Genomic DNA, 24,318 nt, shown 5'->3' with positions numbered 1-24,318 from the left:
TTACTCACCTTTAAAATCTTCTTCTGATAATTCTTCATATAGCAGATCTAATCCGATTAGTACTCTTTCCCTATCTGACAAATCCCCAATAATTTTGCAGACTGGGGGTGGTAAAATTTTTGACAATGTAGGTGTTGCTAAAATTTTATCTTCTTCTGCTAGTTGTGGACTTTTAAACACATCAATCACTTTTAATGTATACACTCCCTGAAACTCATCATCTAAAATATTTTTCAGTGTTTTCAATGCCCTAATTGAATTTGGGGTATTGCCTGCTACATAAAGTTTCAGGACATAGGTTTTTCTGACTGGTTTCATATGCAGTATAGATAATCTCCAATAAGATAGAAAAAAGCAATGATACTTATTTATTTAGATTCCATTTATTATGATTTTCTAGGAAAAGTAACAGAGTTATGTATAGGTATCTTAATTAATTTTTATCAGTACTTGTAATATACAGTAATGCCAGTCAATGACAATATAATATACGAAAATAGTTATGAGGGAATACAAGTGTTTTCATCTATTCATAGAAGAACGATATATTTCACATAGATGAGCCAAAATATCTACAAGGGTTAATCGATAATCTATTAGAGTTTCATTATCTCTTCCTTCTAGCTTTAGTTGTGTGGAAAATTCGTCCATGATTTCCATATGTATTTCTATAATTTGAGGTACGGGGATGTTAGCATAAAACAAGATACTAATAAATTTTTCAATCTTTAGTAATATCTCTGTATCATTTGTAAAGTAGTTTATAAGTATGTGCCGATAGTCAGCCTTTAGTTGTTGAATTAATTTTTGTTTTTCTATTAGGCTCATTAAATTTAATTCAATAATAGTGAATCGCGTTATCAGTCTATATGCTTATGGTAAATTTACTTTTTATTGCCCTGTCCTTTATCAGTTTCAGTTAAGGCATATCGTAGATTAACTTCACAACAGTTATTTTCAAGTGGATATCTACAACAGTGTTAGGGAAATTCTAAAAAACAGTTTGTTACTTTCCATTCTTAAATTTTTGAGTATTATTTGTATGTATTTCCAAATTATGGCATTGCAGAGTTAATACCCTGATTATGATTTCTTCCTTAACATAGGGTACTTTTAAAGATTCTGACTGTAAAATCTACTATTATTTTTGTAGAATGAATATTTGATGAAAATTATCATACTGTCACAGATGTAGATTTCTTCGGCTAACTTTATGTTATGAGTGTGGAATAGTTAAAGGCATCAGATAGATTGATTTGCTGCAACTGTGGAATTACAGCCAGATCTTATCCTGGATATTAGATCAAATAACCTTATTCTTAGATACACTCATGATTAAGCTTGGGAAATAGATGGATTTTTGTATCCTACTTTTGCTTTTTGAGTAAGATACTTTAATAAAAATTAAGTATTGTAGCATTCTCAATTATTATAATTCTTAAGTTTTTTAAAATGGGCTTTTAGAATCATAATAATTATCTTGGCCATTGCCACTTTTAATAATAATGGTAATCAACGTAGATATATTAAAGCGTGAATATTTTTTGGCAGTTAAATTAGAAAATTAAGAATAGGAATTTACAGGTAAGCCAAACAGTTAGGCTATTTCTCCTAACGTAAATTCCTAATTCCCCAAGACCCCATAACCTGTTATTGGAATTTTTTTGATTTGTCATTCCCACTACTCATATTTGTAGGGATAAAACCCTCAAGGTTTATGTCAATGCTAAATCAATCGCTTTGTGACTTTATTACAAGCGTACCAGGATGCCTAGAAACAAACGTAATAGCAATTGTATTGAATCTATTTCAACAATATAAGTGCAACTGTGTTGTTATTTGTAATGCTCAAAGAGCGCCTGTTGGTGTCATTTATGCTGTCAGGCTGATACCAAGGTTAATCAATATAGCTGACAAAAGCCATTTAGAGTCAGAAGTGAAGATTTGTAAGGGAGAAATATTGGACTTGCAGCAACCAATTTCAACCTTAGGAGAAGACCTAATTGAGCCTATAATCACATTGTCATCTGACTGTAATCTCAAGCAGTTAAGCACTTTAATACAAACTGCCAATAAAGTTGAACATAACTACCTGGATTGGGCATTGATAGATGACGATGGTAGGTTCTTAGGATTATTAGATACTGTTAGATTACTACAGTTTGTTCTAGAACAACAGATCACTTGGGATGAGATAGAAACAAGGCAGACAAAAACACCAATTAATCTGGAAGACAAAGCTTTAATACAACTATTAGAGAGGCTACCATGGCCACTAATGCTACAAACCTGCACTGGAGAGATCATAACGCAAAACCGAGCTTGGGGGCAAAAATTAGGCAATATCAAAAATCCAGAAATTATTAGGCAACAGATAACAGCGATACTTACACAATCAGAGTATTTATCTAATAGAGAAGAACAGCATTTTCCAATAAGTGAAAAAGCAATGCTGGAAAACCTCAGTTATAAAGGAACAACTAATGCTGTTCCCAAATATAAACCTGTTACGAATAATACTCCTATCGGAAAATCCTTACCTGAGGAATTAATCACTGCCAATTCCACCCACCATTGTTTTTGGGATTATCAGTTGGGGACTTGTATCTGTGTTATTTCAATGGCAGATAACCAAGAACGAATTTGGCAATTTGCCAAGATTCCTTTGGATATAATTTATACAGGAGAGCAGTTAAATAATAAATCGCCCAATCCAGATAATTACCTCTGCTTAGTTTTAGCAACTGATATTACTGAACAAAAGCAACTTTGTCAGGAACTAGCAACAAAAAATGTCGATTTGATTCAGCTGAACCGCCTCAAAGATGAGTTCCTGGCTTGTATCAGCCATGAGCTAAAAACACCCTTAACTGCGGTGTTAGGACTATCTCGATTACTGGCAGATCAACAATTAGGGAAACTTAATGATCGTCAAGCACGTTACACTAGTTTAATTCATCAAAGCGGGCAGCATTTGATGGGTATAGTTAATGATATTTTAGATTTGACCCGTATGGAAACCGGACAAATGGAATTGACATTAGTACCGGTGAATATTCCAAAGGTTTGTGATCGTGCTTATAATGAAGCTAATGCATTACACAACCAAAACAACAAAAGCAGAAATTTGTCTGTTTTAAAAGCTAATTATCAAGAACACAAATTTACCCTTACTATTGAAACAGATTTACAAGAAATTATTGCAGATGAGTTAAGGCTGCAGCAAATGTTAGTACATTTGATATCCAACGCCTTAAAATTTACGGAGGCCTGTGGAGAAATTGGTTTAACAGTTAATTATTGGGAGGAATGGATTGCTTTTACTGTATGGGATACTGGTATAGGTATACCCGAACACCAACAGCATTTAATTTTCCAGAAGTTTCAACAGTTAGAAAACCCTCTAATTCGACAATTTGAAGGTACAGGCTTGGGGCTAGTACTCACTAGGACCTTAGCAAGACTTCATGGTGGAGATGTTAGTTTTCTATCCATAGAAGGTAAGGGCAGTAAATTTACATTGCTTCTCCCTTCTTGCCCTTCTAAAAAAGAATTCGGAGAAGCAGATAGCCAAAATAAAACCCAATTAAAGAATAGCTCTTGTCTAAATGAAGGGGATCTAAATAATGGCGTGGCTTCTGCTAATATCAAGAATTCTTTAGACAATTCTTTTTGGGACAATCGTCACCCTCTCAAAAACCATTTAATTGATTCGGCTCCCACTACTCTTAATTATCACCAGTATATGGGAGTACCAGAAGTTACTATGATGTCAATTAGCGGTTTTCCTCATAAAAATAAAAACCACAAATTAGTATTAGTCGTAGAAGCTGTTGCTCAGTACATTGAAGATATAACAGGAAAATTAAATGCTCTAAATTACAGAGTTATTATTGCCCGTTCAGGAACAGAAGCGCTAGAAAAAGCTAGGCGCTTACAACCCCAAGTCATTTTTCTCAACCCACTTTTGCCCTTACTATCTGGTTGGGATGTATTGACATTAATAAAATCTGACCGCAATATTGGACAAATACCTGTAATAATTACAGCTACAGCAGCTGAAAAGGAACAAGCACTTACTAACTTCGCTAATGGCTTTGTAAGTCTACCAGTGCAGAAACAATTGCTTGCCCAGCTATTAGAATAACTATGTGATCCACCAGAAGAGAAAACACCAGAAGTTAAGGAAACTACCCTAACTCAGATACCCCTAATAATTTTAAGATTAGCCCACTCACAAGAAAATATTTTTAATCCCTATCCTAACTTACAAGAGCACCGAGTCATCGAAGTTAATGATTTTGATAAAGCAGAAATTTTAGCTAGAGTTTGGAAATTTGATCTTATTTTAATTGATAGAGAAATTACTAATCCCCAAGCTTATCTGCAAGAACTCAGCCAACATCGACGCTTGAAAAAGATTCCCCTAGTAATTTGTGATCTGGAAACTATCAAAGCAGCAGTTGAATTTCCTGAGTTTTCAATTTTCCCATGCCTGATTCTGAGAAATAAAAGTACATCTGTTAGCATTAAAAATGCTGAAATTCTATTATCTGTTTTGCAAGTTGCAGCTGGCAGATGATATCAGCATCATGGCAGTTGATATTACATCACTAACTGATATATCTACAATAAAATATCAGCACCAAGAAAGTCATAATGTTGCTAATCAATCCTCCCATCCTCTTCCAGAAGGAAATTTAGCATCCATTGATCAATAGTTCATAACGGCCATAGGTGCTAATTTAATACTTATAACAGGTAGGGCTAAAAGCCATATTAGAAAGTTACTTGGTATAGATGATACAACAATTACAGCATCAAAGTGTTAATTTACTATTGATTTATTTAACTGAAGATAAAATTGAAACCGAGATACTGTTGATATTGGAAATATTGATAAAAATAGCCGTTGATTTACCTTCCATCCAAAAAGTATGAACTACAGATTCAGATAATACCTATAGGATAATCTATAAACCATATTTATCAAACCTTAAAAATAAAAAAGTAGTAATATCAGCCAAGGATCATTTGTGGTGTGTAAGAGATGGAGTAATTAAAAAAATACATTTACATGAGAATATTAAACTTTCATAAATAAAGGGTTTAGATACAAGACATCTAATTCTGATTATTACCCAGATGATAATTTATAGAAATTAAAAGATTCAAATTCTGATATAAATTTATCTAAAATATCTATTTAGATTTTAAATAAAGAAATATTCAGACTTAATGATAAATAAGTCGCTCATAGTTGAAGCTGTAACTCGGAGGCTTTTATGAAGCTTGTCTTCGACTTACTTGATTATATCAAGCGGTTATTGCCATAATTTATTGGCATAATAAAATAGTTGGCTCTGCATTTGCAAACTTTTCTTTAAATCTTTAAATCTTTAAATTCTAATTAAAATCCATAAATAAAAAACTACTTAAATTCATTCAAGTTTGACTACCTAAGGTTTAGATATACATATCGGATTTTTAAGATGATAATGCCTTCACAGTGTTTTGATCTTAATTAAATCTTTGAGATTTTTTTTAATATTTAATTACCAGGATATCAAAAGCTTGTGGCCCTAAAGTATCCTGACAGAAAAAACACTTATCGATGAAATTATAATAATTGTGTACTACAACGTATATCTTTAATTACGAGGTAGTCGGCTATTGTTAGTAACTGGAGGACTTTCCACTGCTTGTCGATATTTTTCAACTTGGTCTGTATAACCAATAGGTAGAACACATTCAACATTTTCATGAGGGCGGGGAATGATAACCCATGATTCTAAAGTTCCACCATGGACTTTCTCTATAGCATCAATCCCTGCAGCTACAGCAATTTTAACTTCTGATACATCCCCTCGGATGTTAACTGTAAAGCGGGCACTACCAACCCGAATATAGCCAACCAGGGTAACTCGACCAGCCTTTACCATTGCATCCGCTGCAGCTAATACAGCAGGAAATCCCTTGGTTTCAATTGATCCAACTGCCTGTAGTGGCATTGGCTATCACCTCTATTAATAAACAAGTATGGCACAAATAACAATTAACTGCACGGATATCCGAGCATGTTTGGGGTATTTTTCCCTGAAAGCTATACAGGTTGATATTTATGGAAACACAACCTGCTTTTAGGCAGTCCTATAAAGAAATCACATTAAAAAATGCGGAAATTTTCCGTTTTCTCTGTGAAATGAATTGGTAGTACAAATTCTACATTATCGGGGGGGTTAGGAACTATATAATGAGTAATCACCTCACCACCATATGTTTCTTCTCCAGCTTTAATTCCAGCAGCAATGGAACATTTTACTTCTGAAACTTGCCCACGTATAGCAACCACAAAACGACCACTTTCGGCCTTATCATGGTGAACAATAGCTACTTCAGCAGACTTGACCATGGCATCTGCCGCAGCTAGTACTGCTGGGAAACCCAAAGTCTCAATCACTCCAACTGCTATGGGCATGATTCTAATCTCCAGAGGTTAGGTAAATAATTCTAGTAATGTAAATAAAAACAACTGAAACTATTTTACGTGTCTTTGTGACCTATTGAACGTGATAATTAAGATATCTTTCACCTGGTACAAGATCAAATCTTAAATGTTTCCTCCTTTTCTGCCGCAAACGGCTGCTAACATCAAAGACCCTGCCACTATTTCTCTGTTGCAAGATTTACAACGAACAGTGATTCCCATGCACTCATATTCAAGTCAACAAGATATTGCAACAACTTATATACATCAGGGAAGCGGCAAAATACCAATACTTTTACTTCATGGCTTTGATAGTTCAGTATTAGAGTTCCGTCATCTATTGCCTTTACTTGCAAAAAATCAGGAAGTTTGGGCAGTTGATTTATTGGGTTTTGGTTTTACACAAAGAGTTTTAGGAATGAAATTGTCAGCTGTCGCGATTAAAACTCATTTGTACTATTTTTGGCAGAATTTGATTAATCAGCCAATGATATTAGTTGGTGCTTCAATGGGGGGTGCAACCGCAATCGATTTTGCCTTAACTTATCCAGATGTGGTGAAAAAATTGGTATTGGTTGATAGTGCAGGGTTAACTGGAAGTTTTCCTCTAGGTAAATTTATGTTTTCACCCCTTGATAATTGGGCCGCTCAGTTATTAAGAAACCCCAAAGTCCGTCAAAATATTAGTAGAACTGCATATTATGATAAAAGTTTTGCTTCTGAAGATGCACTATTATGTTCAACGTTGCATTTGGATATGCCCGGCTGGAGTCAAGCTTTAATTAATTTTACAAAAAGTGGCGGTTATAAAGCATTTAAACCCAAACAACTAGGTAAAATAAGCCAACCTACTCTAATATTATGGGGGGATAATGATAAAATTTTGGGTATAAAAGACGCACCTAAATTGCAATCAGCAGTTCCCATAAGTCAGTTACTCTGGATGAAGAACTGTGGACATGTTCCTCATCTAGAACAACCACAAATTACTGCAAGCAGAATATTAAGTTTCTAGTTTATATAGTGTCAGCACTCATAAATAAAAGCAAAATTATTAATCAAGTAACCACATTTGTGATGAAGTCTTTGCACCTTCTTCTTGTTTGGATATAATGGGGCGATGCGTTCTTTTAGGGTATTTAGTTGGCCTATAAAGAATACTTGTTTGTTTTTCACTATTTTTTTGCTTTATTATCTCAATTTCATCAGTAAGCCTTGTATTAGTTTCTGCCAATTGCAAAGCATCTTTTTTAGTAATAGTTATTTCCTGATTAAGTTTTTCTACTAAGTTTGTTTGTTTGCTTAGCTCTTGATTGAGTTTTTTGACTAATACTTGTTGGTCTATAATTTCTTGCTTTAGTTTTTCTGTTAATGCTCTTTGTTTACTTAATTCTTGGTTAAGGTTTTTAACTAGTGATTCCTTTTCTGGTAATTTGGATTGTAATTGAATTGATTGATCTCTTAGTTCCATTTCAGTGGTATTTACCTTCTGTAAATCATGTTTCAGTTCCTTGACAGTAACTTCTAAGTCAGCTTTTGTAGGAGTCATAGTTTGGGATGAAGGGATTTTTTGACTGGGACTTGGTAATTTTGTAGGGTTAACTTTAGCAGTAGTATCCAAAGGTATAGATGAAGAGTTTTCTTCAGAAAGAATAGTATTTATAGTTTTATTTTCCATTTTGATCCTAAATTTATCTGTTTTTTTTGGTATAAACTTTTGAGCTTATGCTTCCTCTTAAAATCAAATTAGAAAGACCTTTTTTGGGAATGACTAACTATTTGATTAAGCAAATTTTTGCAGTTAAATCCATAGCTACATATAGTAGTTTTACTGACCCCATTTTTTCAACTGATACCATCTAGAATATCTGCCACTTAATATTTAACCAACCACTTGTGATTTTATCTTTATCGAAAATACAATGTTATGTGCAATTGGGGCAAGAGGAAGAAATAAAATAAGTAAATAATCGGAGAGCCTAAATTTTATTAGGTTTCTTTCTGGATATAAATTATTCTAGTGTGGGCAAAGGCTTCTAGTCCAGAAGATAGCAAATAATTAGGACTGTGGTTTCAATTTAGCTCATTTCTATTAAGTTTGAAGACTGAAAAATTATGGTTTTGAATTGATTAGCTTCATTGTTATAGTTTCAGGAATAATGCTATTATTCCCCAATAATCATTTATTTTTACTGAGGTAAATGAATGATAAATTAAATTCATCTTGAAAGGGCAAATATTATTACACTGACTTTTATTTGAGTAAACACACAAATATTTCAATAAAACTATTATCATTTATACTTGCTACAATATTTTTAATATAATGGAAATCTTGATCGCTAATTATTACTTAGAATATCTAATTTAAGAAGTATTTTATCAATCCGAAATTTTACTATTAATAAATGCTTATCAGTATATCTTTGATTTTACAAAGTAATTTGACACTATTATAATATCCAATTGATTCTTACCATGCTGTTTTAGTTTGTATTCTGGGAGCCACATCTTTCATTAACTTAAAACACATCTTGAATTACATACCAAGTGATGAAAATAACTAAGGCTATTTTTGATAATAATTACCCTTAGTTATTTTCATCACTTGGTATCTAGCAGCGTCATTCCTGTCTAGACTTACCATAATTTTGTTCTTCCCTACTGCCTACCTAGCAACATATAATCAAGTTGAAATTCAAAATTTATTATGACAAATAAAACCCTCGGATTATCACCACAGCTTTATGAATACTTACTTTCGGTATCATTAAGGGAATCAGCAAGTCTAATCAAACTGCGCGAAGAAACTGCTATGCACCCTATGAGGAGGATGCAAATTTCACCAGAGCAAGGACAATTAATAGCTTTTTTAGTACAGTTAATAGCAGCAAGAAAAACACTTGATATAGGTGTATTTACTGGTTATAGCACTTTGGTGGTAGCATTAGCTTTACCAGAAGATGGCAAAGTGGTTGCCTGTGATATCAGCGAAGAATATACCAACATTGCCCGTAATTATTGGCAGAAAGCCGGTGCAAGTCATAAAATAGATTTACATGTTGCCCCTGCAATTAAAACCCTAGAGAAACTGATAGTTGAAGGAGAAGTTAATAGTTTTGATTTTGCGTTCATTGATGCTGATAAAAGCAATTATGATATTTATTACGAACAAGTACTGCAATTAGTTCGCCCTGGGGGATTAATTGCTATTGACAATGTTTTATGGCACGGCCAAGTGGCCGATCCAGAAATTAAGGACAACAGAACTGAGAGAATACGGACCTTAAATCAAAAATTATATAAAGACAAGAGAATTAATTTGAGCCTAGTACCAATTGCAGATGGTTTAACTCTAGCGATGAAACTCAAATAGCTTTATTGCAGTTGGAAAATCATTAAAATTCATCTTGGTTTTTTCTTGACTTTACTCACTAAAATGAATGCTTTCTTTTAATTTAAATAGGTTTTTCTTAAGGGGCATCACTATCAAGGCGTTGAGGTTAAAAAGCTTTCACTTCACAATTGAGACGTACGCATTTCATTATGATATGGTTTTAACCCATAACTTACAGCCACCCGTTTATCAAAAACAAAACATTCTCCTGACCATAAACTTTCTATAGATGGTATTTCCCCTAGGTATCTGAGTATACCTCCCCTAAGATGATACACCTGTGGGAACCCTTTACTTAACATAAAGGATGTAGCTTTTTCACAACGAATGCCACCAGTACAAAACAAAGCTACCTTTTTATGATCTTTGGGATCTAAATTTTGCCCAACATATTCTGGAAATTCACGAAAAGAATTTATGTGAGGGTTTATAGCTCTTTTAAAGGAGCCAATACCAACTTCATAGTTATTACGTGTGTCAATTACTGTAACTTCTGGGTTTTGAAGAATGTTATTCCAATCCTGGGGATTTACATAGGTTCCTACCTCTTTATTAGGATCTACTTCTGGTAGGCCAATAGTGACTATTTCCCTTTTTAAACGTACTTTTATCCGAATAAATGGTATTATGTCCACATAAGATTCTTTATGTTCTAGGTCTACCAATAGTGGATCGCTACGAAGATAAGACAAAACAGAGGTGATTGCTTCAGGCGTACCGGCAATTGTGCCATTAATTCCTTCTGGTGCTAAAAGAATAGTTCCTTTAATTCCCTGGGTTTGACAATAGGATAGTAAAACTGGTTGCTGGTCAACAATATTATTCAATCTGACAAATTTATAAAATGTAGCAACTTTGTTTTTCATAAGCTTATAGATTTTTTGATATCTCCCCATATAGCTTACTTGAATTGTAAGAGTAATAATTATGGAAGTTCATGCAAATATATTAAATCTCACACATATACATGTATATGTGTGAGATTTAATACTTAGATATAAACTTGGGAAATTTTAGTATTTTCACAAACATAGAAAAAATAGCTAGAAAGACTATATATTTAATTATGAATGCTATTTTTCAATTAATCCTTAAAATAATCATTTTTTTATAAAAAAAGAATCCTACTATTAATCAATAATGAAGGTAGATAAGTAATAAATATTAGTTTCTTAAAAGAAAATGAATTAAAAAGCATCCAAGTGGATTGTGATTTCAAAATAACAAATTTTATATAATAGGCAATTAACTTTTATTATTTAATGATCCAATTAGTCTCAGAACTGGGAAAACCTAATAATTCTATACTTTTGATAAAATAGAATATAATATAGGTTAATTTTTGCTTATTTGGTTTATAGAATATAGGTATATGCAATTGGTTGATGAAGATGATTTATTGTCCAAAATATTCAGAGATTATTTGTATCTTTATATTATATAAATCATAATGAGGCGACTAGAATAGTTTTTGAATTATTATTTGTTAACTGTAAACAACTTTTATTTATCAATAGTAAAATCTTCTTAAGAATTCAAGTGTGATTGAAATTCCGATGAGCTCTTTTATAAACATATATACGTTGAATTTGTTATTAACCCAAAGTTTCGAATAGGTCACTAGTTATTGATATAATAGAAAACTTTAAATCAGTATAAGAATATTTATAAAGTGTGGTAGTGAAATTTTAATTACCAACTGCAAATAACAGTTTAGCAGTAAGAAAAATTAATTATATAAAGTTTACTACCAATCCCACAGAGGATTTAATGTATTCTTTTGACTCCCGAATAAGTTATAAATAGCTAGTAGATATAGAAACTGAAAACCTTAAAAGTTACAATATAATGACTGAAACTCACGACAACTTGGTTAAAAATACTCATTTTAATATACTTCTATGGAAAAAATACCGTATTTACTCGATGGTAAAGCAAATCAGAATATTGATATTCTGATTGCGGATCTAATTTTTGTGTGTGTGTTGGGGGTGTGTTGCACCCTCTTTTTTTATAGGGGTAGAATAGCGCGTGGACATATGTAAAATCTTATACCAAGGGTTTATTTGGTTTAAATACTACAGTTTTTTGTGCTTTGCCCATACTCTACAATCAAATATCAACCGAAATATCCCATTGGTCCAAAATAGTAGTACTTCGTATACAAACTGTAGATAATAAAAATGATTGGGCTTTACTACTGACGGTATTTTGTCATCTATCACACAATTATTTACTTGTTTCTCTTATATTTTCTAGAAAGTTTGTATTCATATATTTATAGCAGCATCAATAAGGAAACAAGTTTTGTTTTCACACCAGCTGTATAGCGCATTTCATATTTGAGAATAGAGTCACTGCACATAAGTAAAAGGTAACAAGTAAATATATGGCAGTCAAAGTTTTAAGTTTTTAATAAGGTTATGGCACACTCTATTAGTGCTTTACTAGTGCTTTCAGATTAAAAGGATTATCCCCAAAGATTTAATACTCGTTGGTTTTAATCAAGATGCTTAACGACTGGGGAATAATTGGGATTCTAACCAGATTTTGATTATTTCCCCTATTCTGTATAAATCAATTTATTCTTTCCATTACTTATAATTACTTGCCAAACTGCAACCATTTCAGTTTTACAATTTGTATTTTCTAGTTTTGTTTCCATGCAAAATTTTTTGCGTTTTATTTGAACTACTTATAGTTTATTTACTGTTAACCTAGTATCTTGGGAAGCTTTTACTAAAACCTTTTCTAAAATCCTTGAAGGTAGTGTACTATTAGAAATAGCATTCAAACTATTGACTTGCTGAATTAACTTACCGTGATGATCAATCAAGAATACTAAGCGCTCTTTATATGTATTAACAATAACTTCCCAACCTGATACTTTCAATGGTTTTTCGATTTTATCCACATCATTAAATTCCCATTGTTTAGGTTGGCATTTAACAATTTTCAATGATTGTTTTGGTAAACCAGATATCTGACTAGCTTGGTGTAATACTCTATTACTTATAAATATAGGCAGTGTCATCCTACTAGCTGAAATATTTAACCTTACCTGTTTTTGATCAGGATGTACATGATATACCAAAAGTTGTTTATTACCCTTAACTCTTACTTGCCATGATTTGAGAGTAATTTGGGTGCAAAACTCCCCTAACTTTGGTAAATCTAAACAACCATCAGTAGTTATTCGCTGAATTTGAGTAATGCGTAATTGGTATTTATCAATACCTAGTCTTTGTTGAGCATCTGTAATTACAGCATTACTTATTGAATTAAATGAGTTTGTAATATTAATTCCACTAGCAGATTTATTTAATTTAATAACTGAACCAGTTTGGTCGATGTGATAAATCAAAGATTGTCCCATCCCCATAACAACTACTTTCCATCCTGAGACTAAAGCAGTAGTACAAACCTGATTAAAGTCTTCTAATCCTAAACAACTATCTTTCCAATTTTCTTGGCTGATCTGCACAATTAGAAGTTCGGAAGTCTTCAAATTTAAATATTGAGCAGCTGACCTGAGTAAAGATTCTCTAATGCTGGTAGGTAAATTTATGATTTCTTTATTACTAAATATATCAGTTGTTGATAAACGCAAAACACTCCCATTTTTATTGGTATGATATCTCCATTTTTTATTATTATAAGTAGCAATTACTTGCCAACCATCAACAAAAGCCTGGGTGCAAAATTCATTGGGTCGATAAATCTCTAGACAACTATTACGCCAATATTGCTGACTATAAGCAATAATCCTTATTTTATCTTGAGGAATAAGCATTCTGCGAGATATATCCCTCAATACAGATTGAGCCACTACTGAGGGTAATATCTGATTAGCTTTTGTGGATAGAGTTTTAGTAGTATTATGAATGGCAGCAGAGGAACTTGTAGTAAATAATAGTTCACTATTTATAGACAACATGACAGTTAGAAGTATAATATTTAGCATTTTCTTTCTTCTGGAAGTTATGTAATTATTCAGTATGTTTCTCATCACTGGATTTTTAATATTAATTAATAGCCACTTCCCAGCATATTAACAGTAGCTTGGGGTGGGAATATGCATAATTACATAAATTTACTCATAAGAAATTTATTTAATTATGCATAATTTCTTCTATTTATCTAGAAGAGAGGGATTAAAGTCTAAACTTTAGAGGTTAAAAAGCAATCCTATATACCAGAGTTAGAAACTATCTTAGTAACTTGTCCAAATGTCTAATTATGTCATCTGCTTTATTGTAATAACCCCATATAGCTATCAACAAGTTATTAGTATCTTAAAAGACTACTTCTTTGAAAAATAACCATTACTAATTTTTCTTTATCACGATCACTAAACTTAAAATTTACAATGCTTATATCTAATATTCGCTCAGCTCTTATCTGGTGTTACTTATAGATGAGCTGAAAATTACAAATATTTTAGGATGAATCTTTTATGCTTTTATTTGTAAAAAGCTAATAAGCTTTCTAGATTTTCCTATAACCTTATCAATATCAATGCATCAACAAGTAAAATATTCTTATTTTAAGTTTAGATTCCAATACTTACTTGGAAAAGTGTAGCCATGAAATTTCTATCAGGATTACACTTAAACAACCAAATATTATGTGTATTATTATCATAGTCAAATATATAATATCACAAGATAAAACTACTATTTTCAAAGGAAAAAATTTTTCTATATTGTTTAATTTCCAGTAAATGAGATACTCACATATGTATTCGTAAATATCATACTGGTTTAGCTTAATCGATTATTAAATACTATTAAGTGTGTTTTTTAATTGAATGATATATCTATTATCTTAAGTTATAGATATAAAAGTTATCCTATAAAGTTTTATTATACCTACTATTCATAACAGGGTTTCTCTTTTTTTATATAATAAACATCTACTATTATTTGTATATACCGAAATATGTACTGAAGTTTTTCTATTACTAAAAAGTTAATATCTCACTCTCGATTTTTAGAGGTAGCAATTACTATATCCTCGTAGGATCTTCCACTCCTATAAATAATATTTCTATTAAATATATTTGATTATTCCTTGTAAACTAGACTAATTATTATCCCATATCCTAGCAATCAAGTATTTTATTTTCACTTAGAAAGTTAACTAAAACTAAAAACCACAATCTACTAATTTTACATGATTAATGTTTTTTATCTTATATTGATTTAGTCTCTAAGTTCCTATTTATTTTTATGTTATAAGTAAACTCACTATTTTTTTATAAAGAATTTGTACGGATTAAGTATTAAAATGGACACTAATTTCCCTATTGTTACCTTTATTTTATCTAAGTTATGAAAGAGAAGCAAATGCTCATGATACCTGGTCCTACATCAGTTCCAGAAGAAGCTTTACTTACCTCAGCCAAACACCCCATAGGGCATCGTAGCAGTGAATTTAGTGAAATAATGATGGAGGTAACACAAAATCTTAAATGGTTACATCAAACTGAGAATGATGTTTTGATGGTAACAGGTAGCGGCACTGCAGCTATGGAAGCTGCAATGATTAATTTTCTCAGTTCTGGTGATCGGATTTTAGTTGGGTGCAATGGTAAATTCGGCAACAGGTGGGCAGAAGTTGGTAAGATATTTGGACTCAATGTAGAAACTATTACTGCACCATGGGGGAAGCCTTTAGATACAGAAATATTCTCCCAAAAATTGCAGGCAGATATAGACAGGCAAATTCAAGCTGTTATTATTACTCACAATGAGACTTCTACTGGTGTAATCAATGATCTGGGAAGTATTAACTATAGTGTTAAAGCTCATGGAAAAGCTCTAATTATTGTTGATGCAGTTACAAGTTTGGGAGTAGTGAATATACCTGTTGACGCCTGGGGATTAGATGTAGTAGTTTCTGCATCCCAAAAAGGTTATATGGTACCTCCTGGATTAGGATTTGTTTCTGTCAGTTCAAAAGCTTGGAAGGCTTATGAAATAGCAAATCTACCAAAATATTATTTAGATTTAAATAAATACCGCCAATTTGCTAATCAAAATACAACTCCTTTTACTCCCCCTATTAATTTAATAATGGCATTACAAGCAAGCTTACGGATGATGAGAAAGGAGGGCTTATCATCTATTTTTGCCCGTCACCAGAGACTTATGGGTGCCATCCGTGCCGGGCTCAAGGCTTTAAATCTAACCCTGTTTGCTGAAGATAAATGGGCTAGCCCATCAGTTACTGCTTTTGCTCCTTCTGCTCCTTCAAAGTTAAGTGTGGAGGAAATAAGAACATTAATGAGTGGGCATTTTAATATTATATTGGCAGGGGGTCAAGACCATCTTAAAAGTCAAATTTTACGTATCGGTCATTTGGGATTTATCTGTGACCGTGATATTATCACTTGCATTGCGGCTTTAGAAGTAGTTTTATCTGAATTGGGTTGGGATAAATTTAGTCCTGGTGACGCCATTTCTAATGTATCTACTAAGCTTAAAGAAAAAGATTATTAATAAGGACTTTATTATTAATAAGGACTTTAGTATTTAATATATATAAAGCATTCAGATGTAATAAATATCACCTACCTCTCTAAAGATAGACGATATTTATTACAGCTGGTTTGTCAGGCAAATGAGGAATTATATTCAGACTTCGGATATATTGTATTTATCTAAATTACATTGCTGAACCAACACCAGCATAAGCCCCATAAAAGAAAATACCTACAACAGTTATAACACCTAAACCTGCAACCGTAGCTACGATCCACAGGGGAATTCTCCCGCCTCCAGACACTTACTTTTCCTCCCAAAATATAAAAAGCAACAGATTAAAAACCTGAAATATTAATGCTAGTCAGTAGAAACTAATTGAAAAAGTAGCTGGAGAATAGAATCCCCAAAACAAAAACAAGTAATAAACCCAGATATAGTGAAGTCCTATTTAACTCTACTGGCTGACTATTAGGATTAGCATTCCTATCCATTATTTTCTCCTATCTCTGAATAAACTGCATAGCAGCGATTGCGCCTAAAAAGAACACGGTGGGAACACCCAAGGTATGCACCGCTATCCATCTCACAGTAAAAATGGGATACTGTACAGGTTGGTTTATATTATTGCTGCTAGTCATAAATTTTAGCTATTTAATAAATTGTTCTACTTGTTGCTTAGATTCCGCACGATCACTCACAATGGGAATCTCTTGCCTTATTTGGGTGAAGTATTCATCAGGACGAGGCGTACCAAATATATCGTATGCCAAACCAGTACTAATGAATAACCAACCAGCTATAAACAAGGCAGGAATTGTAACGCTGTGAATTACCCAGTAACGAACACTTGTAATAATATCGGAAAATGGACGTTCTCCAGTGGTACCTGACATTTAGATTCCTATTATCAATAATTGTTGATTAGTGTTTATTATCCTACAAAGTTAAGAAAGAGTTACAGGTCATAACTTCTTTCCAAAAAAAATTTTGCTTCTATGTTGTAGCCTCGGGATTAATCCTAGCAACAGTAGGATTGTACCTCAGTAAGATGCCATGATCACTAATTACAAATCCCTCTTCTGAAGATAAAAAGACTATTTTGTAGAGGTTTGCCGGAACATTCTCCACATCTCTATCTTTTTCCCAAGTTTTACCACCATCACTACTACGGAGTAAATTACCACTACCGCCACTCACCCAAATTTCCTCTGGTGTACGATAAGCCAAGTCCAATAAGCCCCAACTTGTGGCAAATTCTGGGTATTCTGTATCCAACCACTCGTTGCTATTATCAGGTTTGGTAAATTGTATTTGTCCACCTCTGGCTAGCATCCACATATGACCATTTTTGGTAAAACCCATATTTTCTATCCGTCGGGAACTGTTACGGTTATGGGATTCCCAAGCCTCATTACCTGGTTGCCAAACGGAATAAAAGTTTCCTTTGGCCGAAACTGCCACATACTGCCCATTATCAGAACGTTCTAGGTTTCTTACTACGCCCACCGCTTGTGTTACTTGAGCTTTCCAATTTTTACCACCATCAGTAGTTTTATAAATAGCACCAATATCAGTAGCTATTTCTGCTGTATTAGCATCCAGTGCTACTATAGATATAGGGTTACCAGGTAGTTGTTCACTCAAAGGAATTTGCAACCAGGAAGCCCCTGCATCAGTCGTATGAAGGTTTAATGAAGGCTCTCCTACAATCCATCCTTCTTCTCCATTAAAACTAATGGAATTAAAGCGGTAATTGGGTTTATCTAAGTCCAATTTAATTGGATGCCAGTTCCTACCACCATCTTTAGTTTCCAATAATGTGGTTTGACTACCAACCAAATAACCATGGGACATATCTACAAAAGCAATATCTATTAACTTTGCTTCTGTTGGAAGGTTAATAATCTCCCAGGGATTATAGGAGGTGGAAACTACCCTACTACAACCCATACACATTAGTAAAATAATAAATAAGGAAACTAATCCCTGGCATTTTTTCAAAAGTGAATGCATTTTTAACTTGTTTAGTATTTTGTCAGTTTTACGTATACAATGCTTTGTTTTTTGGTAATAGATTAAGAAAGTTGTATAAACATTATATTCAAGCGAGAAAACAACAAGATTTTTTCCATAATTTCCTACTACATAATTTACACGTGGGTAAGAGGGGAAAGAAATTATTCTGGTTAAGAAAGAACAATTTGACTTATATAAATTGATTATATAAACCCATATGAATTTTTTAAGGAAAGGGAAACCCTGCTATAAGATGCCATAATCATGAATTGGAAGATTTTCTAACTATTAACTATATTTCGCTACTGCAAGCCGTAAAGGCTTATAAAGAATAAGAAACCAAGAGCTAAAGCTCCAAAAATCAATACGTTCTTTTGATTGGGTGTCAACTTATTCACACCAAAGCCGTAGCCAATATTTTCAGTAAATCCCGATACTTGACCTATAGGTCCCACATTAGCAAAAGCCTTTTTATTAGCACCACAAACTGGACAGCGCCAATTTATAGGTAATTTGGAAAATAGCGTTCCGGGTTCAACATTACGCCTATCATCTCCCTTCTCTGGTTCATAAATATAGCCACAGGCACGACATTCATAACGGTCTAATTCCTTGGTATCAACAGCTGGTTCGCTCATGGCTTTGGCTACAGTTGTCACTTTCAGAAAATTAAATATACGTTACAAATTATGACATATCTGTTAGTTTTTTCTATATGGAGTAGTCATAAATCTAATATATTTTGGTATTTGTTTTTCGTAATCTTACAGCCTGCAACTATAATAATCTTATATATAGAGTAAGCAATAGAGTCTTATATATTTATATATAGAGTAGGCAATAGAGTTCTTTACAACTTCAGGCGGTAGATATTTATTGTGTTTGTTCTCAGCGGTTATGAATACCTTCTAGGCTTTTTACTCGTATGCAGCTTGGTACCAGCCTTAGCTCTTTCAGCATCAAAGCTTTTACGTCCAAGTGAACGATATCCTGAAAAGTCCACCACCTACGAATCTGGCATGGAACCAATTGGTGGAGCATGGATCCAGTTCAATATTCGTTATTACATGTTTGCTCTTGTTTTTGTCGTATTTGATGTGGAAACAGTATTTTTGTATCCCTGGGCAGTAGCCTTTCATAGCCTGGGCTTGTTGGCATTTATTGAAGCACTTATTTTTATTGCAATTCTTGTAATTGCTCTTGTCTATGCATGGAGAAAAGGAGCTTTGGAATGGTCTTAGGTGAAAATTTAAATGGTAAAAAATTGGATCAAGAAACAATTATTAATCCAGTTTGTACTCCCACCGTTACCCAGGAATTATCGGAAAATATTATCCTTACTACTGTTGACGACCTGTACAATTGGGCAAGACTTTCTAGTCTTTGGCCCCTGTTGTTCGGTACTGCCTGCTGTTTTATCGAATTTGCTGCTTTAATTGGCTCCCGATTTGATTTTGACCGTTTTGGTTTAGTCCCCCGTTCTAGCCCCCGACAGGCAGACTTGCTTATTACTGCAGGCACAATTACCATGAAAATGGCTCCCCAACTGGTACGCCTTTATGAGCAAATGCCAGAACCAAAGTATGTAATTGCTATGGGTGCTTGTACAATTACAGGGGGCATGTTCAGCATGGACTCGCCCACAGCAGTCCGTGGAGTTGATAAATTGATCCCTGTAGATGTTTATTTACCTGGGTGTCCACCTCGTCCTGAAGCAATTATTGATGCAATTATCAAACTGCGTAAGAAAATTAGTAATGATTCAATTCAAGAACGAGGTATATATAAGCAAACCCACCGTTACTATAGTACTACCCATAATATGAAGGTCGTAGAGCCTATCTTAACTGGTAATTATTTACAGTCAGATACTCGTTATAATCCACCTAAAGAATTAACTGAAGGTACTGGTATGTCTGTACCACCAGCTTTGTTGACCTCCCAATCGCAGAAAGAGGAGATAATTCACCGTGGCTGAAGATCCTAAATCCCTGCAAACACCACAAGAGTCAAGATTGCAAGCTGGTAAGATTTCTAATTGGTTAACAGAAAATGGGTTTTCCCATGAGCCCTTAGAGGTTGATGGGAATGGAGTTGAAGTTATTAAGGTCGATGTGAGTTTTTTACTGCCTGTTGCCACTGCACTTTATGCGTATGGTTTTAACTATCTCCAGTGTCAGGCTGGGGTCGACCTTGGCTCAGGTAAGGATTTGGTTAGTATGTATCATTTAATTAAAGTTGCTGATTATGTAGATAAACCAGACGAAGTCCGTGTAAAAGTATTCTTGCCAAGAGATAAGCCTTTAATACCTTCAGTTTATTGGATCTGGAAAGGTGCTGATTGGCAAGAACGTGAGGCATATGACATGTATGGGATTATTTATGAAAAACATCCAAATCTGAAGCGGATTTTGATGCCCGAAGATTGGATAGGATGGCCCTTACGTAAGGATTATATTTCTCCAGACTTTTATGAGTTACAGGATGCTTATTAAAAGTTTTGCTAATTAGTCAATATCCATTGTTTTCAACAACCAAAAAATCCTCAGTTCTTATAATAGGAACTGGGGATTTTTTTCTTTTTTGAAAATTTTACTGGATATGTTTGATGAGTTATTTACTTAAGACTTATATTTGGTAAATTCAGACATATAATCACTATGAGCCACTAGTACAGAACTTAGTTTATTGGTTTGTAACAGCATTATCTTAAACAAGATTAATTTGCAGAAATAACTTTTAAATATATCAAGTTAACTAAGGACTATTACTCTGAACTGTACTTACCACGACAGGGTTTGAAGTTTTTTCATGGCGAAAAATTGCTGTCAAGGCTTTATCTAAAGAATCTGCCATAACAACACGATTATCATAGGCTACAATAACTCTAACTAGGGTAGGTAAACTGTTATATTCTGCTTCTAAATATATTGGTTCTACATAAAGTAGGGATTGCTCAATAGGAATAACCAACAAATTTCCTTGAATTACTCGAGAACCTTCCCGATTCCATAAACTAATCCTTTGGGAAATTTCTGGGTCCTGGTTAATTAAAGCCTCTATTTGCTGAATTCCATATACCAATTGTTGTTTAGGAAACTCGTAAAGTAACAATTTGCCGTATTCATTACCATCTGAACGTGCTGCTAACCAAGCAATTAGGTTTACCCTATGAACAGGGGTAAACGGAAGCAATAAGACAAACTCTTCTGACTCAGAGGTTGGTAATTTCATAATTAGGTAGTATGGTTCTACCGGTCGGTTTTTATCTCCATAAATTTCTGTTGGTATTTTCCACAGATCTTCTCGGTTATAAAATACTTGAGGATCTGTCATATGATAAGTGAGTAATCTTTCCGACTGAATGCTAAATAAATCTACTGGATAACGGATATGAGTACGCAAACTAATTGGCAGACTATCTAAGGGGCGAAAAAGGTGGGGAAATATTTTTTCCCAAGTTTTGATAATTGGATCTGTATCGTCTGCCACATAAAATTTTACTGCACCACTGTATGCATCAATAACTACCTTAACTGAGTTACGAATGTAGTTAAAAGGATTTTCACCCGGATCCGAGTAGGGGTAGTGATCACTAGTTGTATAAGCGTCTAAAATCCAGTATAAATAGTTTGCTTCTCCCTTAGAATTGATTCCGTCCCCCTCGGCTGTGACAAGGTAAGGGTCTGAATCATATCTTAAGAAGGGAGCAATTGCTTTTACTCTTTCCCAAATATTACGACGAAATAGAAGTTTGGTATGGGGGGTAAAGTTGTGGGTAAGAAGCATTTGCCAATCCTTGAGATATTCAGCAAATAAAACCCGCCGCCAAAAATTACCAATTTCAATGCCACCTCTCCCATCATAAATGTTATAAACATTTTCTGCCCCACTTGGATAATCTAACTCCTGGGTTTTAGTCCCTGTCATTACGTAAGTATTTGTAATTTCACCGTAATATATACGTGGTTGGCCAATTGGAATACTAGCTTGAATTGCAGGATTAGATATCTGCAAAGAGCCTGGTTTCTCATTAATGTCAGAGCCAATATCCTTAACATAATAATCTGGCAATCCTCCAGGAGCTACTGTATTAACTGGACTTAGGGTAAAACCGTAACCATGGGTGTAGATTAAATGCTTGTTAATCCAAGTCTGTGCTTGATCAGGAACATCTCCGTAATCTAATTCCCTGGCAGCAATTATGGTTTGCTGTTTTTCTGCTTGGGAATTATTGAGAGAAGTTTTTAAAGTGTAACGGTCAATGTCAGCACCAGGGAATTTATAGTAAGGACGGATTTGTTGTAGTTGGCGGTTGGTTTCTATAAGGGGATGAGTATCCCAAAGGCGAATATTGCGAATAGTTAAATTATTTTTCTGTAAGTCTGCAGCTGTCAGATTGCCTTGGGGTTGAAAGGTTTTTGCTTCAATGTTATGAAGATTAAACGCTTCTCTTGTTAAAGAGATAGTACGCCGAATGTAGGGACGCTCTCTTAGTAATTCGTTCGGTTGAACTATAACACTGTGGACTAAAGTTGGTAAAAACTCTCCTGATATTGTTGCTACTAGTCCATATAAGAGAAGTACATAAACTAATTGTCGGGGGATGGGAATAGGTTTAAACTCTACTCTCGTAATCATTAACAATGATACTATACGCAGTACAAGATAAACTGCGATTAATAAGGCAAGGATACTTAATCCTGAATAAATAGGTAATTGAACTTTAACAGCTGTATAACTGGCACCATAATTTACCCCCCTAGTAGAATATAAAAGTTCATAACGTAGTAACCAATACAATAAACTAATGGTTAACATTAGTAAACTAGCCAAGACATTCAGGTGAATTCTTTGGGGTACGGAAAAGCCAGGGAATACTCCTTCACTAAAACTATTTGCTGAACGTAAATAAACTAATGCTACGGTGGCAATGGCTAACAGGAATAAACCTAATAACCAAGATTCAAGAATCTCCCACATTGGTAGGGAGAAAACATAGAAGCTAATATCCTTGCCAAATAGTGGTTCAGAATGTTGGAAGTCAACACGGTTGCAATACTCTAAAATCTTATCCCAACGTAATGATATCTGGAATCCAAACAGGAAACTTGTTAGTAAAGCAATTGCTCTTAACCAAAATTGATAATTAACAAGAACAGCACCAGTCAATCCCACCAATAACCCGCATTGAGCCATGGGGATAGTCACCGGCTGTTCTTTCCATAAATTCCCTAAAGATTGAATTAATGTTGGCAATAATTCCCAAGAATTGATAACCAGTCCCAATGCAGGGTACAAAAAACTAATTACTTGCTGGCTTGAATTAACTAATACTGCTGCTGATAATAAACTCAAAGTAATAATAGTTGGTAATAGTAGAGGTAATTTAATATCGGTATTAGTACTAGGAGGATAGGGATGGATAGTACCATGAAAAAACTCACCCGAGTAGTAAGAAACCTCCTGCCTTTGTAGTAACCTTCTCCTCACTTGTAGCTGATGAGGATATTGAAAGCGACTCGCTATGGCTATATTACCAAATAAAAAACCGAAAGAAGTTAGAAAAATGGTTACCCATAGTCCAAGCTGGGTAAATAAAAGCCATGAAAATTCCTTTAAATACCCAACTTCGGAAAACCAAAAAACTTCCCCTGCCAAATGAGATGCAATATCAAATAATAACCAGCAACCCACTAGGACCTTTAATATCTGCAAATTTCGATTCCACAGCCTTTTCATATTTTTAGAGGCATGAGGTAGCGGGTAGGAAGAGATGGAAAAGTTTTTATGAGTTGATGTGTGATTAAGGGAGACAAAAATATCAATTCATTAAAACCCTGTCCGTATCTAAACATACAAATGAAACATGCCACCGCTTAAACGAGTATCATCGGTTTGCAGCATTTGTATTCTCTAACTCTTACATC

Annotated in this window: 22 protein-coding genes; 8 read left to right on the top strand and 14 right to left on the bottom strand. The window is 33.9% G+C overall.

What is annotated here, in order from left to right:
- Complete coding sequence (gene kaiB / locus RINTHH_RS09505; RefSeq protein WP_008235844.1) at positions 1 to 318, bottom strand: circadian clock protein KaiB; 318 nt, start codon at positions 316 to 318, stop codon at positions 1 to 3.
- Between the two features lie 204 nt (positions 319 to 522).
- Entirely contained in the window at positions 523 to 828 is a 306-nt protein-coding gene (locus tag RINTHH_RS09500; protein WP_044304991.1) for a circadian clock protein KaiA, read from the bottom strand.
- Between the two features lie 895 nt (positions 829 to 1,723).
- Between RINTHH_RS09500 and RINTHH_RS09495 the strand changes: the two genes are divergently transcribed.
- Complete coding sequence (locus RINTHH_RS09495; RefSeq protein ID WP_008235840.1) at positions 1,724 to 4,147, top strand: ATP-binding response regulator; 2,424 nt, start codon at positions 1,724 to 1,726, stop codon at positions 4,145 to 4,147.
- 388 nt (positions 4,148 to 4,535) lie between these two features.
- Positions 4,536 to 4,721: a hypothetical protein gene (locus tag RINTHH_RS11120; protein ID WP_196794907.1), complete on the top strand. Its 186-nt coding sequence runs from the start codon at positions 4,536 to 4,538 to the stop codon at positions 4,719 to 4,721.
- 930 nt (positions 4,722 to 5,651) lie between these two features.
- Here the strand turns inward: RINTHH_RS11120 and RINTHH_RS09490 are convergent.
- Both RINTHH_RS09490 and RINTHH_RS09485 read right to left on the bottom strand, forming a co-directional pair.
- Positions 5,652 to 6,011: a carbon dioxide-concentrating mechanism protein CcmK gene (locus RINTHH_RS09490; protein WP_008235831.1), complete on the bottom strand. Its 360-nt coding sequence runs from the start codon at positions 6,009 to 6,011 to the stop codon at positions 5,652 to 5,654.
- Positions 6,012 to 6,166: 155 nt separating this feature from the next.
- A complete protein-coding gene (locus RINTHH_RS09485) occupies positions 6,167 to 6,478 on the bottom strand; it encodes a carbon dioxide-concentrating mechanism protein CcmK (protein ID WP_008226043.1) in 312 nt (103 codons plus the stop codon).
- Between the two features lie 136 nt (positions 6,479 to 6,614).
- On the opposite strand from RINTHH_RS09485, the gene RINTHH_RS09480 reads away from it, so the two are divergent.
- On the top strand, positions 6,615 to 7,502 hold the full coding sequence (locus tag RINTHH_RS09480; RefSeq protein WP_008235829.1) for an alpha/beta fold hydrolase: 888 nt from the start codon (positions 6,615 to 6,617) through the stop codon (positions 7,500 to 7,502).
- A gap of 39 nt (positions 7,503 to 7,541) precedes the next feature.
- On the opposite strand, the gene RINTHH_RS09475 is transcribed toward RINTHH_RS09480, so the two are convergent.
- Positions 7,542 to 8,165, bottom strand: a complete 624-nt coding sequence (locus RINTHH_RS09475; RefSeq protein ID WP_008235826.1) for a hypothetical protein — start codon at positions 8,163 to 8,165, stop codon at positions 7,542 to 7,544.
- 1,032 nt (positions 8,166 to 9,197) lie between these two features.
- Here RINTHH_RS09475 and RINTHH_RS09470 point away from each other — a divergent pair.
- Positions 9,198 to 9,863, top strand: coding sequence for a class I SAM-dependent methyltransferase (locus RINTHH_RS09470; protein WP_008235822.1), 666 nt, complete (start codon positions 9,198 to 9,200; stop codon positions 9,861 to 9,863).
- Between the two features lie 143 nt (positions 9,864 to 10,006).
- On the opposite strand, the gene trhO is transcribed toward RINTHH_RS09470, so the two are convergent.
- Positions 10,007 to 10,750, bottom strand: coding sequence for an oxygen-dependent tRNA uridine(34) hydroxylase TrhO (trhO, locus tag RINTHH_RS09465; RefSeq protein ID WP_155943967.1), 744 nt, complete (start codon positions 10,748 to 10,750; stop codon positions 10,007 to 10,009).
- 1,829 nt (positions 10,751 to 12,579) lie between these two features.
- Entirely contained in the window at positions 12,580 to 13,848 is a 1,269-nt protein-coding gene (locus RINTHH_RS09460; protein WP_008235819.1) for a hypothetical protein, read from the bottom strand.
- A gap of 1,369 nt (positions 13,849 to 15,217) precedes the next feature.
- On the opposite strand from RINTHH_RS09460, the gene RINTHH_RS09455 reads away from it, so the two are divergent.
- Positions 15,218 to 16,387, top strand: a complete 1,170-nt coding sequence (locus tag RINTHH_RS09455; RefSeq protein ID WP_044304989.1) for a pyridoxal-phosphate-dependent aminotransferase family protein — start codon at positions 15,218 to 15,220, stop codon at positions 16,385 to 16,387.
- 166 nt (positions 16,388 to 16,553) lie between these two features.
- Here RINTHH_RS09455 and RINTHH_RS09450 read toward each other — a convergent pair whose 3' ends face one another.
- From RINTHH_RS09450 to RINTHH_RS09435, 6 genes are all read right to left on the bottom strand, one after another.
- On the bottom strand, positions 16,554 to 16,673 hold the full coding sequence (locus RINTHH_RS09450; RefSeq protein WP_008235816.1) for a photosystem II reaction center protein J: 120 nt from the start codon (positions 16,671 to 16,673) through the stop codon (positions 16,554 to 16,556).
- Between the two features lie 70 nt (positions 16,674 to 16,743).
- Positions 16,744 to 16,863, bottom strand: a complete 120-nt coding sequence (locus tag RINTHH_RS10560; RefSeq protein WP_008235815.1) for a photosystem II reaction center protein L — start codon at positions 16,861 to 16,863, stop codon at positions 16,744 to 16,746.
- A gap of 9 nt (positions 16,864 to 16,872) precedes the next feature.
- On the bottom strand, positions 16,873 to 17,010 hold the full coding sequence (gene psbF, locus RINTHH_RS10555; protein WP_008235814.1) for a cytochrome b559 subunit beta: 138 nt from the start codon (positions 17,008 to 17,010) through the stop codon (positions 16,873 to 16,875).
- Positions 17,011 to 17,019: 9 nt separating this feature from the next.
- Positions 17,020 to 17,265, bottom strand: coding sequence for a cytochrome b559 subunit alpha (psbE, locus tag RINTHH_RS09445; RefSeq protein ID WP_044304988.1), 246 nt, complete (start codon positions 17,263 to 17,265; stop codon positions 17,020 to 17,022).
- Between the two features lie 100 nt (positions 17,266 to 17,365).
- Positions 17,366 to 18,385, bottom strand: coding sequence for a photosynthesis system II assembly factor Ycf48 (locus RINTHH_RS09440; protein ID WP_044304987.1), 1,020 nt, complete (start codon positions 18,383 to 18,385; stop codon positions 17,366 to 17,368).
- A gap of 305 nt (positions 18,386 to 18,690) precedes the next feature.
- A complete protein-coding gene (locus tag RINTHH_RS09435; RefSeq protein ID WP_008235811.1) occupies positions 18,691 to 19,026 on the bottom strand; it encodes a rubredoxin in 336 nt (111 codons plus the stop codon).
- 240 nt (positions 19,027 to 19,266) lie between these two features.
- Between RINTHH_RS09435 and ndhC the strand changes: the two genes are divergently transcribed.
- From ndhC to RINTHH_RS09420, 3 genes are read left to right on the top strand one after another with little or no spacing between them, the layout of a single operon-like run.
- Entirely contained in the window at positions 19,267 to 19,629 is a 363-nt protein-coding gene (gene ndhC, locus RINTHH_RS09430) for a photosynthetic/respiratory NAD(P)H-quinone oxidoreductase subunit C (protein ID WP_044304986.1), read from the top strand.
- Positions 19,620 to 20,366 (top strand): photosynthetic/respiratory NAD(P)H-quinone oxidoreductase subunit K, encoded by a 747-nt coding sequence (gene ndhK / locus RINTHH_RS09425; RefSeq protein ID WP_008235808.1) that lies wholly within the window; start codon positions 19,620 to 19,622, stop codon positions 20,364 to 20,366. The genes ndhC and ndhK overlap by 10 nt, the downstream gene beginning before the upstream one ends.
- Positions 20,359 to 20,883 (top strand): NAD(P)H-quinone oxidoreductase subunit J, encoded by a 525-nt coding sequence (locus tag RINTHH_RS09420; RefSeq protein ID WP_008235807.1) that lies wholly within the window; start codon positions 20,359 to 20,361, stop codon positions 20,881 to 20,883. Before ndhK ends, RINTHH_RS09420 begins: the two co-directional genes overlap by 8 nt.
- 262 nt (positions 20,884 to 21,145) lie before the next feature.
- Here RINTHH_RS09420 and RINTHH_RS09415 read toward each other — a convergent pair whose 3' ends face one another.
- The gene (locus RINTHH_RS09415; RefSeq protein WP_044304985.1) at positions 21,146 to 24,130 is read right to left on the bottom strand and encodes a UPF0182 family protein; all 2,985 of its coding nucleotides are present in this window, start codon (positions 24,128 to 24,130) and stop codon (positions 21,146 to 21,148) included.
- Between the last annotated feature and the right edge of the window lie 188 nt (positions 24,131 to 24,318).

Source organism: Richelia intracellularis HH01, assembly GCF_000350105.1.
GTDB classification, from domain to species: Bacteria; Cyanobacteriota; Cyanobacteriia; order Cyanobacteriales; family Nostocaceae; genus Richelia; species Richelia intracellularis.
The sequence above is the reverse complement of the archived record's forward strand: the minus strand, read 5'-3'. Positions and strand labels throughout refer to the sequence as shown.